This window comes from Paraburkholderia ultramafica (assembly GCF_902859915.1).
Classification (GTDB): domain Bacteria; phylum Pseudomonadota; class Gammaproteobacteria; order Burkholderiales; family Burkholderiaceae; genus Paraburkholderia; species Paraburkholderia ultramafica.
The window spans coordinates 1-12413 of the sequence record NZ_CADIKK010000015.1 but is presented as its reverse complement, the minus strand read 5'-3'; the positions used below and the strand labels follow the sequence as shown (position 1 = coordinate 12413).

Below are 12413 nucleotides of genomic sequence, written 5' to 3'. Positions count from 1 at the left end.
GCCGCCTGGTTACGTGCGCGCTCGTGGAGAAAAACCCGCGTGAGGCACGCGCGCGGACGGCTCGCATTGAACATACCGCGACCGTGATCGGAAGGCCGTGCTCCATCATCTTCGACCGATCGCGCATGCAGCCGTGAATGCGCTTTTCAACTTGATTCGGCTATACGGCACGCTACAGCACGCAAATTGGCTATGCTGAAATCGTCATCCGCCACGCGCGATTCGCGCAAGACGGCGACATTTTCCCTGCTTACACTGCGCTTGGACACATCACACTCAGGAGAGCAGTCGTGGCACATATCTGGGAAGGCGTACTGCCCGCAGTCACCACCAAATTCCACGCGGATTTCAGCATAGACCGCGCATGGACCGGCAAGAATATCGACGCGCAGATCGACGCGGGTGTGGACGGCATCATCGTGTGCGGCTCGCTGGGTGAAGCGTCGACGCTGTCGCTGGACGAAAAGCTGCAAGTGCTCGACATCGCGGTCGAAGCCGCGCGCGGCCGTGTGCCGGTCCTGTTGACGATCGCCGAAAACAGCACGCTCGACGCCTGCCGTCAGGCCGAAGCCGGTAGCCGCCATGGCGCGGCCGGCTACATGGTGCTGCCAGGGTTGCGCTATCTGTCGGACCGTCGCGAAACCCTCAACCATTTCCGCAGCGTCGCCGACGCCAGCGCGCTGCCGCTGATGATCTATAACAATCCGCTCGCCTATGGCGTCGACATGACGCCCGACATGTTCGCGGAGATCGCCAATGAGAAGAAGATCGTCGCGATCAAGGAATCATGCGGCGACGTGAGGCGTGTGACCGACCTGATCAACGCGGTCGGCGACCGCTTCGCGATTCTGTGCGGGGTCGACAATCTCGCGATGGAAGCGATGCTGATGGGCGCGCATGGCTGGGTGGCCGGTCTGGTGTGCGCGTTTCCGCGCGAGACCGTGGTGATCTACAAGCTGCTGAAGGCGGGACGCCTCGAAGAAGCCCGCGCGATCTATCGCTGGTTCGCGCCGCTGCTGGCGCTCGACGTGTCGGCCAAGCTCGTGCAGAACATCAAGCTGGCGGAGACGATTGTCGGTTTGGGCACGGAGCCGGTGCGGCCGCCGAGACTGCCGCTGGTGGGCGACGAGCGCAAGGCGGTTGAAGCGCTGATTCGCCACGCGATTGAAACGCGACCGACGTTGCCGGCTGTCTAAGGCAACGAGTCTGGGCTCAGGCTGCCTGCTTCTGCACCGCGGCGGGCGCATCGGCGGATTCGCCCTCGCGCAGAAGCAGCAGCCTTGAGCCGCTTTTATAAACCGGTTGCAGCCGGAACTTGACTGCCCTTTCACATGGTGAATCGCGTCATCGGCAACCTGCGCTATCGATTGCGCAATGAGTGAGGTCGACCGGTGAACAGGTCGACCGCCCTGCGATCAGAAGTCGATCGTGGCATTCACACTAACCGTACGCGGATCGCCCGGCGCGATGTAGTTGGCGTACTGGAACATCCAATAGCGGCGATCCGTGATGTTGTCGATAGCCGCCCTCAGCGTCACGTCGTGGCCGCCGACGCGAGTCAGATAGTTCGCCCCAACGTTCACTAGCATGTAGCCGCCAGTCTGCAGATTGTTCGCCGGACGTACTTGCGTGTTGCCTGTGTATTTCGTATCGACGCCCACCTGCAGACCCGGCACTAACGGCACGTCATAGGTCACGCGCGCGGCGGCAACGAACTGCGGTGCACCGGCAACGCGGTTGCCGTTGTACGCCTGCCCCTTCGCGTACCATGTGTCGAGCAGCATGATGTTGCCCGCCACCTGCCAGCCGCGGCCCAGACGCATGCTGCCACCCGCTTCGATACCTTCGTAGATCTCGTTGCCGTCCTGCACGTAGACGTTCTGATTGTTCGCGTAAGCAGCGCCCCGCTCGATTCGGAACAGCGCGGCAGTCGCGCTCCAGCGCCCATGCTCGCTCTTGACGCCAACTTCATACTGGCGCGAGCGCAGCGGACGCAACAACGACCCACCGTTCGCGTACATGCTGGCGACGATCGCACCCTGTTCCAGCGACTCCACGTAGCTCGCGTAGAGCGTCGTGTTCGGCTCGAGTTTGTACATCAGCGCGAAGGTGGGGGTGAGGATGCCGTTGTGCCCGTAGGACGACGCCAACGAGCCGTCGATGTTGTAGGTCTCCTGATCGTAGTTCGTGAGGCGCACGCCCGCGAGCACCGACCAGCGGTCCGTCAGCTGGATCGTGTCGCTCGCAAACAGCGCCTTCTGCGTGATCTCGCTCGCGCGGTATGTCTGAAGGCCGGCACCCGAGTAATGGCGCCACGGATTCGGCTGGAAGAGGTTGCCGTTGCCGAGGGTGAAGTAGTGGGACACCGAGCTATAGTCGTTGGTCTGATACTGCCACGACGCGCCGAGCACCAGTTGATGCGTGAACGGTCCGGTCTTCACCGTGCCTTCGAACATCCCCTGCCAGTAGATGTCCTGGTGGCCTTCGTCGCCGTTCCAGCGGCTATCGGTGTAGTCACCCGCCTGATTGAGCAGCGTAAGCGTGCTCTCGTTGCGGTCGCGCGCCGACTTGCTGTAGCTCGCCGACGTATTGAACGACCAGTCCGGTGTGATCTGATAACGCACTCCCGCCGTGTAAAGCTGAAGGTTCGTGTTCAGATGCTGATCGGTGCCGCCCAGCAGATTGGTGCCGCCACTGATCGTTGCGGGCAGACTCGTCGCCGTATAGCTGCCCGTGTAGATCGCCGGCGTCTGACCGCTCGAACGGCTTTGCTGATAGATCGCGTTGAAGTAGACGCTGAGGTCACGCGTGAGCTGACCGTCGAGCGCCACCGCCACCGAATTGCGGTTGATGTCGCCGGCGTTATAGGTCTTGCCCGCCTCGTGCGAGTAGTTGATGCGCGCGCCGAACATGTCGTCCGGACCGAAGCGGCGGCTCAGGTCGACGTGCTGGCTCAGCACCCCGTCCATCCGATAGCCGAAATCGACACTCGTCACCGGATCGGGCCCGGGCTTCTTCGTCACGTAATTGACGACGCCGCCCGGCTGCGCGAAACCGTACATGAAGCCGCTGAGGCCCTTGAGCAGTTCGACCCGCTCGAGGTTTGCATACGGCATGGTGATGCCGTACGAAATGAACGGATTGCCGTCGATACGAAAGCCGTTTTGCCAGTCGATCGGCAGACCGCGTATCGTGATGTACGTCGCCCACGCGCTATAGGCGTTGCTGTTGTCGGTCACCGAAGCGTCGCCCGCGAACACGTCACCGAGCTTGTTTGCCTGCCGGTCGGCGAGCTCTTCGCCGGTCACGACGGTGGTCGAGAACGGGGTCTCCAGTTGGGAGCGCGAGCCGAGCGCACCAGCCGAGACAGGCGTATTCAGATGCAGCGGCGAGTCGGGCTGGGCGGCCGCAGTCACCTTCACGGCGGGTAACGCCTGTTCGCCGTCGCGCGATGCCGGCGCGCCCGACGCCGCAGCGCCTGGGGCAGCGGCCGGCGCCGCGGCGTCCACGTTGGCACTGCTCTGCGCGAAGGCATGCTGGGCCGCGGCCGCAAATGTCAGCCATGCGGCGATCTGCAAAGGACGGCAGGGCGTGAGCCCAGTACGGCGTTTGGTTTTTTGATTTTTCATGACTGGTCAGGACCGAGGCACTTTCGCCTCATATCGCGAATGCGAATCATTCGCATAAAGGTGCGATGTTAGCAAAGCGACCGGTCTTTTAAAAGCGTTACGCTGAAATTCGCTTGCCTTACGACGCCCGAGAAGGGCCGGATCGCCCGCCAAACGGGGCGTTCCGGCCCCGCTTGAGATGAATGACCGCCTGCGCACGAAGCCCTACTCGCCGAAGGGTCTTAAAGTCTGACGAAAGAGTGGAAAACGACCTGTTCGCGGTTCGGTTCGGCGCCCCCTGAGCACGCTTCCAACGCCCCCACTCCGCTTCGATCCACAGCGACTTTGCGGCCGATACGGCACATTGCCGGTTGGTGCGGCCTGGTTCAATTCATCGATTCGGATTCCTCTTTACTTCGTCATTCGCGCTTGCCATACGCCGAGGAACTTCCTATGATCCTCAAACGCGAATCGCTCTCATTCCCATCTCGGGCGCATACCACTCTGCCGACGTCCCGCTGGATTAGCTGAGTGACGCTCGTGACTTCCGTCCATCGATGATGGCTTCTCAACATGGTCCTATCCGGTCAAAGAGGAAACCAGAACATGAGTACAACTAATATCTTCCATGAGTGCAAACCGCGCACTGCGGGCGCGGGCTCCTATGCCGGGACGACCCCGGAGGTACTCGATTTCATCGCGATCGGTCTGGGCCCGTTCAACCTGAGCCTTGCGTGTCTCGCCGATCCGATCCGCGATCTGCGCGGCCGCTTCCTCGAGCGCAACGAGGACTTCGACTGGCATCCCGGCATGCTGATCGATGACACCACGCTGCAAAACCCCTTTCTGGCCGACCTCGTCAGTCTCGCCGATCCGAAGAGCAAGTTCAGCTTCCTGAACTACTGCAAGCAGGAGGGCAAGCTCTACGCCTATTACATCCGCGAGCGCTTCTATCTGAGCCGGCAGGAATACAACCGCTACTGCAAATGGGCGATCAAGCAGCTTTCCAGCATCGCGTTCGGCTCGAACGTCGAGCGCGCCGAATACGATCACGAGCGCGGCCATTACGTCGTGAGCGGGCGCCACGTGCGAACCGGCCAACCGTTCGTGTATCGCGCGAAGCGGCTCGTGGTGGGCGTGGGCTCGGTGCCGCAACTGCCGGCCTGTTGCGATGACATGCGCGAACACGTCATTCACAGCGCGCATTACGTGGCGCGCAAGCACGAGTTGCAGCAAAAGCGGTCGATCGCCGTGATCGGCAGCGGCCAGAGCGCCGCCGAGATCTTCTACGATCTGCTCAAGGCAAGCGACGACCACGACTATTCGCTCACGTGGATCACGCGTTCGCCGCGTTTTTTCCAGATGGAGAACACCAAGCTCACACTGGAAATGATCTCGCCCGACTACATCGACTACTTCTACAACCTGCCGGACAGCGTGCGCGAAAGCATCATCGCCAAGCAGGACAGTCTCTACAAAGGCGTGAATGCTTCGCTGATCAACCAGATCTACGATCTGCTCGATGACCGCCGCAGCCGCGGCCATCACAACGCACGGCTGATCACGAATTCGGAGCTGACCGGCTGCCATCACGACCACGTGGGCGACCACTACCACCTGAACTTCGTGCAGCGCGACGAAGGCGTGCAGTACACGCACGTCACCGACGGCGCGATCTTCGCGACGGGCTACAGACAAAACGTGCCGGGTTTCATCGACGGCATGCGCGAGCGCATCCGCTGGGACGACAAGGGACGCTACCGCCTCTCGCGAAACTACGCGATCGATGTGAACGAGCGCGAAATCTTCGTGCAGAACGCCGGGCTCCTGAGCCACGGGCTGACCAATCCCGACCTCGGCATGAGCTGCTACCGCAACTCGTGCATCCTGCGCGAGCTGACCGGCGTTGAGCACTACAGGATCGAGCGGCGCATCGCGCTGCAAGACTTCTCGGTGCCCGACACGGAGGCGTTCGTGAAGACGCCGCTGGAGGCGCGATGAAGCTGCGCACTATGATCATCCTGATGACGACCTTCGCCGTCATCAGCGACGCGATCCTCATTCCGTTCTATCCGCAGTTCTTCGCCGCGCGCTATGGCGTGACGAGCCCCGTGCATGCGGGCACCTATGTCGCGTTCATTTCGATCGTCGTGATGTTGACGCTGCCGGTCTGGGCACGCATCGCGAAGCGGCTCGACGCGATGCATCTGCTGGTCTACACGCAGTGCGCGGCGGGCGGGCTCTCGATCGCGAGCTATTGGGCGCCGACGTTGCCGCTCTTCTGGGTGCTGTCGCTGGCGATGTTCATGTGCAAGAGCAGCTATCTGCTGATGTATCCGTACATGATGCGGCTCGAGGCGAAGGAGTCACATGCGCATACGGTCGGCCTGCTTTCGGTGGTCGTGCACTTCGGCGCGATCGCGGGCGCCGTGGCGGGCGGTTTCGTGATGCAGGTCTGGAGCGCACACACCTGCATCTTCGCGATGGCCGCCGGCGACTTCGCGCAGATGTTCATCTGCATGTGGCTGATCCGGTCTCACGCAATCGCACGGCGCTGCCGCTTCGCAGACGAAGCGACCGCTCAAGCTCAGGCCGTGCGTCCGAAGCTGCGCGACCGGCTGCCGATCCTGCGGCTCGCGTTGCTGATGCTTGCGTTCGACTTCTGCGTGTACCTGATCCGGCCGTTCATGTCGTCCTACTGGCAGAACGCGAGCGGCTCACCGAGCGAGCTCCTCTCCGGCCTCGTCTTCGCGATTCCCGGCATGGTTGCGCTCGTCGCGTTGCGCATCAACAAACGCACCGCCGATCGAGGCCGGCGCCTGCCGGATCAGATGATCCCGAATCTGCTGCTTTGCACCGTGGGCATGCTGCTGCAAGGCATCGAAGCGCCGCTGTGGATCACCGTTGGGCGCGTGCTGTTCGGCTGGGCGTTTTTCCAGATCATCGTCAAGCTCGACGTAACGATGTTCGCGCTCAGCAAGCCCGCATCGTATGCCGCCGACTTCAGCGTGATCAACTTCTTCCAGAACCTCGGGGTGCTGCTCGCCTCGTTCGCCGCCGGCGCCATCGTCGATGAAGCCAGCTTGCGCGCACCGTTCTTCGTGGCCTCGGCAGGCCTGTTGCTGTGCGCGCTGCTGAGCATCCGGCTGCTCGAGGGCCAGCCCGCCGGTGCGACAAAACACACCGTGCAACCGGCGCACGCCGCACTCGCCGACCCGGCGCGTTCCAACGACCTCGCCAACACAGGAGTCACCGGCCATGCGAACTGACCTCGCCGCCGACGAAATCGCGCTGCGCTCGGCCGCGCGCTTGCCCACTGCACGACATGCGGACGACTCAGCGAGCTCGCGCCGCGCCACGCCCGGCGCGACCGTGGACGGCTTTCACATCCGCCCGCTCGACGTCGCGCGCGACGCGCGCACGCTGCACCGCTGGTTCATCGAAGAGCGCGCCGCCTTCTGGAATATGCAGGACAAGAGCGTGGACGAAGTCGCCGCGTTCTATCAGGCGATCGAAGACTCCGGCCACGCCCGCGCGTGGATCGGCAGTCAGCATGGCGCAAGCGCGTTTCTGTTCGAGAGCTACGACCCGGCGCACGACGAGGCCGGCGAGCACTACCCCGTGCGCCCGGGCGACCTCGGCATGCATTTGTTCGTAGGGCCCGCTGCGAAGCACGTAGCCGGTCATACGCGCCGCGTGTTCCAGGCGCTGATGACGTTCCTGTTCGAACAGCTCGACGCCGAACGTATCGTCGTCGAGCCGGATGCACGCAACACGCGTATCCACGCACTCAACCGCTCGATGGGCTTCGTCTATCTGAAGAACGTCGCGTTCCGCGAGAAAACCGCCTCGCTCGCGTTCTGCACGCGAGCAGATTTTTACGCCACCCTTCAAAAGACCACTGCAAAGGACTCTCAGCCATGACCCAGCCGACGACTCAAGCAACGATGCAACACGTCACGCTCACCCCGCAACAGGCCGCCGCGCATCTCACGCCCGACGTCTGGCGCAACGCCAACCGCATGCTCGTTCGCAAGGCGCTCGCCGAATACGCGCACGAACTGATCATCGAGCCGCAGCGCATCGGCGAAGCGCCGGGCGAGCACCACGCGCGCTACGAAGTGAGGTCCGACGACGGCACGAGCCTCTACAGCTTCGAAGCGCGCCAGCTCGCGCTGCGCCACTGGAGCATTCGCCCCGAGTCGATCGTATGCACGCGGGACGACGCGCAGCAACCGCTGGACGCGCTCGCCTTCATCCTCGACGTGAAAGGCCGGCTTGGCATCAAGGAAGAGATGCTGCCGATCTATCTCGACGAGATCAGCAGCACGCTGTACGGCGCCGCGTACAAGGCCGTCAAGGCGGGCCCTGATACGCCCGAGCTGCTGAACGCCGACTTCCAGGCGATCGAAACCGCGATGAGCGAAGGTCATCCGGGCTTCGTCGCCAACAACGGCCGCCTCGGCTTCGACGCTGGCGACTATCGCGCGTTCGCGCCGGAAGCAGGCTCGCCGATTCAGGTCGTGTGGCTCGCGGTCCACAAGGACAACGCGGCGTTTCACTCCAGCGCCGACCTCGACTACGCGCGCCTGATGGACGAAGAACTCGGTGAGTCGACCATCGCGCAATTCAGGGAGATCGTGGAAGACCGCGGCTGCCGCTTCGACGATTACCATTTGATGCCCGCGCATCCGTGGCAGTGGTTCAACAAGCTCTCGATCGCGTTCGCGTCGTACGTGGCGACCAGGCGCATCATCTGCCTGGGCTTCGGCGACGACCGCTATCTCGCGCAGCAATCGATCCGGACGTTCTTCAACGTGTCGGACCGTTCAAAGCGCTACGTGAAGACCTCGCTGTCGATCCTCAACATGGGGTTCATGCGTGGACTGTCACCGTATTACATGTCGGGCACGCCCGCGATCAACGACTACATCAAGGGCTTGGTCGCGAGCGATCCTTACCTGCGAGAGCAGGGTTTCACGATCCTGCGCGAGGTCGCCTCGCTGGGCTTTCGCAATCGCTATTACGAAGCGGCGGTGCAAGTCGACAGCCCGTACAAGAAGATGTTTTCGGCACTTTGGCGCGAGAACCCGCTGGCGCTCGCGGGCGAAGGTCAACACCTGATGACGATGGCGGCGCTGCTGCACACCGACCGCCATGGCCGCGCGCTGCTGCCCGCGCTCATCGAGGCGTCCGGGCTCACCGCGCAGGCGTGGCTCGAGCGCTACATGGACGCCTATCTCGCGCCGCTCGTCCATTGCTTCTACACGCACGATCTCGTGTTCATGCCGCACGGCGAGAACCTGATCCTCGTGCTGGAAAACCACGTGCCGGTGCGCGCGATCATGAAGGACATCGCCGAAGAATCCGCCATCCTCAACAAGGATGCCAAACTTCCCGACAACGTCAAGCGGCTCGCGGTGGATGTACCCGAGCGCGTGAAGCTGCTGGCGATCTTTATCGACGTGTTCGACGGCTTCTTTCGCTACGTCAACCAGATTCTCGTCGAGCATGGCTGCTGCAGCGAGGACGTGTTCTGGAACACGGTGGCCCGCTGCATCGCGCGCTATCAGGCAGAGCACCCGCAGCTCGCGCGGAAGTATGCCGAGTACGATCTGTTCGCGCCGGAGTTCCTGCATTCATGCCTCAACCGCCTGCAGCTCGGCAACAATCTGCAGATGGTCAATCTCTCCGACCCGGCGGGCAACCTGAAAATGGCGGGTAATCTGCAGAACCCGCTCGCGGGACGACCCAACGTGCCGCACGAAGCCGAAACGCGCACGCTCGCCGAAGCGATTGAGGCGTAAGCATGGCGGCGAACCGTACGCTGGAAGATCTCCTGCGGGTCGCCGCACGCGTGGTGCCTGGCTTACGCGGGGTGGTTGCGGACGGAGCAAGCGGTGCGCCGCCTTGCACCGATGAATCCGTGCGCGGCGCCGCGCCCCTGCGCCCTGCCCGCTGCGACGGCAACCGCGCCGCGCTGGAGGCGCTGCTCGCTCACTGGACCGCAGCGTATCCCGAAGCCGGACGTGCCTATTGGTCGCTGCGCTGCTGGGGCATTCTGATCTGGCAGCCGATCTATCTCAGCGTGATCGGCGTGCACACGGCGCAACGCGTGCTGTCACTCGACCGCTTCGAGCAACCGATAGAAAACCGCTGGACCCGCGAAGTGCGACTACCCGATCACGCTCCGGCGCAGGGCGATCCCGACGCGCTGATCGACCTCGCCGCGCGCGAGATCACCGCCTGCTGCGCGCAGATCTTCGACGAACTGTCGCGCGTCATCCGTCTCAATGCTCACGCCGCCAGCAGTATGCAGGCCGATTGCGTGCTGGCGGCGCTGCTCGCCCTGCGCGCCGAGCGCCCCGACTGGAATCACGCGCATGTCGAGGCGCTCGGCACGCGCTGGCTCACGGCGCTCACACTCGCGGGCCGCAGTGGCTTTTTCGCTTACGCGAGCAGCGACGGCTCGAGCGCACTCGCCCTCGATCGGCAGACCTGCTGCTACCACTATCGCCGGCGCGATGGCGAATTTTGCAGCACGTGCCCGCGACTGGAAAAACGCGAGCGCATCGCACGCCTGAATGCGGAACGGGACGCCACGCTGACCGCGTGAACGCGAACGCAGGCGCGCGATGTCCCAATCAAAAAGGAAATGACCGATGAACGACATCAGCAATTTGACGCATCTCGCCCCGCCGCCCGATGCGGAAAACGGCCAACTGCAACTGCCGCCGAGCGCCTATTTCGACGAACCGCTGTTCGAGCGCGAAATCGCGCGCATCTTCGCGAACTCTGCGCTTTACGTGGGCCACGAGCAGTCGGTGCCCGAGCCTGGCGATTGGCGCCGCCTGCCGCAAGACGAAGGCGGCCGCGTACTGGTGCGCACCGCGGGCGGCGTGCAGTTGCTCTCCAACGTCTGCCGGCACCGCCAGGCGCTGATGCTGGGCGGCGAAACCGGTGACGTCGGCGGCCCTGCGCAATCGAACGGCAATCTCGCCGCGACCGGCGGCAACATCGTGTGTCCGCTGCATCGCTGGACCTACGACGGTAAAGGCGGGCTGATCGGTGCTCCCGAGTTCGAACGCAAGCCGTGCCGCAATCTCGAACGCTTCGCGCTGAAGCATTGCCACGGGCTCCTTTACGAAGGACCGCGCGAACCCGCCCGTGACATGGCCACGGTGTTCACGCGTCCTGAGTTCGATTTTTCGGGCTATGTTCTCGACCACACCGAAACGCACATGTGTCGTTATAACTGGAAGACGTTTATCGAGGTCTATCTGGAGGACTATCACGTAGCACCGTTCCATCCGGGGCTAGGCAAATTCGTGGCGTGCGAGGACCTCGATTGGGAGTTTGCCGACACGTACAGCATGCAGCGGGTCGGCGTGCATAACGCGCTCGCGCAGCCGGGGTCGGACATCTATCGGACGTGGCACGACCGGTTGCTCGACTATCGCGGCGGCGATGCGCCCTCGTTCGGCGCGATCTGGCTTGCCTATTTTCCGACCCAGATGATCGAGCTTTATCCGCATGTGCTCGTGGTGTCGACGCTCTATCCGAAAGGGCCGCAGGAGACGCTGAACGTGGTCGAGTTCTTCTATCCCGAGGAAATCGCGGCGTTTGAGCGCGACTTTATCGAGGCGCAGCGCGCAGCGTATCTGGAAACCATGATCGAAGACGACGAAATCGCCGAGCGCGTGGATGCGGGCCGCCTGCGCCTGCATCGGCGCGGCGTGAGCGACGCCGGACCGTATCAGTCACCGCTCGAAGATGGCATGCGGCACTTTCACGCGTGGTATCGGCGCGCGCTTGCCGCGCCTGCCGCGAGCGCGCTCGGTGTGGAGCATCAGCCGCGTGAACTGTGCGCCGTAGAGGATTCCGTGTGCTGAGAACCGGTAGCCCGCTGCATGCGCGCATCGAGACGGAGACGATCGCTTTCACTTCATGCCGCCAGAACGTCGGTCGCCTTGTGTCGGTCATCCACTCCATCAATCAGGATCACCGGGAGTGGAATGCCACGGGCGGCCGGGCGTTACTCCGGCTGCTATGTCCGCACCACTGTGTCGGGCGATTTATCCGACCATACGCTGGCGAGTGATGCGCACCTTCACACCTGCGGTGCAGGCACCCGTGGGTTGATCATTTTGCGCCTATCCGATGGTCCGCGGGCTTGATTCAAGAGTGCGGCGATCTCCGCGCTGTTTCGCGGTCGACTTGTCGGAGCTTGAAAAGTGGACCGGCAGCATCTAACGTCCTTCAAGGATCCTGAGGAGACAGCCATGGCCAGAATCGAAGCGAAGTTGGCTGAAATGGGGTTGACGTTGCCGGAGCCACTGCAATTGCCGCCCGGTGTGCGTATGTCGTTGCCATTTGCATGGGTGCGTGTGAGAGGCAAGCGAGCGTTTGTCTCGGGGCATGTGGCGCTGAACCCGGACGGGACCATCGCGCAACCGCTGGGCAAAGTTGGCGCGGAGGTTTCGCCGGACGAAGGCTACGCAGCAGCACGGCTCGTGGCCCTTGCACAGTTGGCGAGTCTCCAGAGAGCGCTTGGGAACCTGGATCGCATTACGGCATGGCTGCGCGTCTTCGCGATGGTGAACGTCGCTCCCGGGTTCGACCAGACGCCTCGTATCGCGAATGGCTTCTCGGATCTTATTCTTGAGCTGTTCGGTGCGGACATTGGAACACATGCTCGCTCAGCGGTCGGTATGGCGCTTCCTCTTAACGCGCCGGTCGAATGCGAGGCAGAGGTCGAGATTGAATGAGGGTGCTGGCAGGACCGCGCGGCCGTGATGTACTTTA

9 protein-coding genes are annotated in these 12413 nt (G+C 63.0%); 8 read left to right on the top strand and 1 reads right to left on the bottom strand.

The window, feature by feature from the left end; translation table 11 throughout:
- Positions 1-290 precede the first annotated feature (290 nt).
- Positions 291-1196 carry a dihydrodipicolinate synthase family protein gene (locus HV744_RS17010; protein ID WP_175150647.1) on the top strand — a complete coding sequence of 302 codons (906 nt, stop codon included), beginning with the start codon at positions 291-293 and terminating at the stop codon, positions 1194-1196.
- A gap of 219 nt (positions 1197-1415) precedes the next feature.
- On the opposite strand, the gene HV744_RS17005 is transcribed toward HV744_RS17010, so the two are convergent.
- Positions 1416-3629 (bottom strand): TonB-dependent siderophore receptor, encoded by a 2214-nt coding sequence (locus HV744_RS17005; RefSeq protein WP_246279071.1) that lies wholly within the window; start codon positions 3627-3629, stop codon positions 1416-1418.
- Positions 3630-4214: 585 nt separating this feature from the next.
- On the opposite strand from HV744_RS17005, the gene HV744_RS17000 reads away from it, so the two are divergent.
- The 7 genes from HV744_RS17000 (at position 4215) to HV744_RS16970 (ending at position 12376) form a co-directional block, all read left to right on the top strand.
- Positions 4215-5609, top strand: coding sequence for a lysine N(6)-hydroxylase/L-ornithine N(5)-oxygenase family protein (locus tag HV744_RS17000; protein WP_217469133.1), 1395 nt, complete (start codon positions 4215-4217; stop codon positions 5607-5609).
- Positions 5606-6877 (top strand): MFS transporter, encoded by a 1272-nt coding sequence (locus HV744_RS16995; RefSeq protein WP_175150646.1) that lies wholly within the window; start codon positions 5606-5608, stop codon positions 6875-6877. The genes HV744_RS17000 and HV744_RS16995 overlap by 4 nt, the downstream gene beginning before the upstream one ends.
- Entirely contained in the window at positions 6867-7532 is a 666-nt protein-coding gene (locus tag HV744_RS16990) for a GNAT family N-acetyltransferase (RefSeq protein WP_175150645.1), read from the top strand. Before HV744_RS16995 ends, HV744_RS16990 begins: the two co-directional genes overlap by 11 nt.
- Positions 7529-9415 carry an IucA/IucC family protein gene (locus tag HV744_RS16985; RefSeq protein WP_425497746.1) on the top strand — a complete coding sequence of 629 codons (1887 nt, stop codon included), beginning with the start codon at positions 7529-7531 and terminating at the stop codon, positions 9413-9415. Before HV744_RS16990 ends, HV744_RS16985 begins: the two co-directional genes overlap by 4 nt.
- Positions 9416-9417: 2 nt before the next feature.
- The gene (locus tag HV744_RS16980) at positions 9418-10224 is read left to right on the top strand and encodes a siderophore ferric iron reductase (RefSeq protein WP_175150644.1); all 807 of its coding nucleotides are present in this window, start codon (positions 9418-9420) and stop codon (positions 10222-10224) included.
- 46 nt (positions 10225-10270) lie between these two features.
- Complete coding sequence (locus tag HV744_RS16975; RefSeq protein WP_175150643.1) at positions 10271-11500, top strand: aromatic ring-hydroxylating oxygenase subunit alpha; 1230 nt, start codon at positions 10271-10273, stop codon at positions 11498-11500.
- Between the two features lie 390 nt (positions 11501-11890).
- Positions 11891-12376, top strand: a complete 486-nt coding sequence (locus HV744_RS16970) for a RidA family protein (RefSeq protein WP_175150642.1) — start codon at positions 11891-11893, stop codon at positions 12374-12376.
- Positions 12377-12413: the final 37 nt, after the last annotated feature.